General features: G+C 48.2%; 1 protein-coding gene. It reads right to left on the reverse strand.

Going from position 1 to position 598, the window contains the following annotated elements:
* Positions 1 to 598 (reverse strand): aminotransferase class III-fold pyridoxal phosphate-dependent enzyme (locus tag R7P74_RS27840; protein WP_318123905.1); only part of this gene is annotated, 598 nt, incomplete at both ends.

A 598-nucleotide genomic window follows, 5' to 3' on the forward strand; every position in this document is an offset into this window, starting at 1 on the left:
CGAACATGCCGCCCACTTGGTTAACAACTAGTGGGATACCGTGTTTCTCTGCTAGAGACTTAAAGCCATCTGCCAGTTGCTTAGTTTTAGAAGCTAGGCGTTTTTCATTGCCTTCTTCTTTTAGAAGGTTCAAACAGGCAAAACCTGCAGCCATTGCCACTGGGTTACCAGAAAGCGTACCAGCTTGGTAAACAGGGCCTGTAGGCGCAACGTATTGCATCACTTCTTTACGGCCACCGAAAGCACCCACTGGCATACCGCCGCCGATTACTTTACCTAGTGTGGTTAGATCTGGTTTGATGTTGTAGTGTGCTTGTGCGCCGCCAAGTGCAACACGGAAGCCTGTCATTACTTCATCAAAAATCAGCAGTGCGCCTTCTTGATCACAGATTTCACGCAGGCCTTCATGGAAGCCTTCTACTGGTGGGATACAGTTCATGTTGCCTGCTACTGGCTCAACGATGATACATGCGATTTCACCTTTGTTCGCTGCAAACAGTTCGCGTACAGAATCTAGATCGTTAAATGTTGCTGTTAGCGTGTGCTTAGCAAAGTCTGCAGGAACATCTGGAGAGCTTGGTTGACCAAGGGTTAGTGC

The organism is Vibrio sp. 2033 (genome assembly GCF_033339735.1).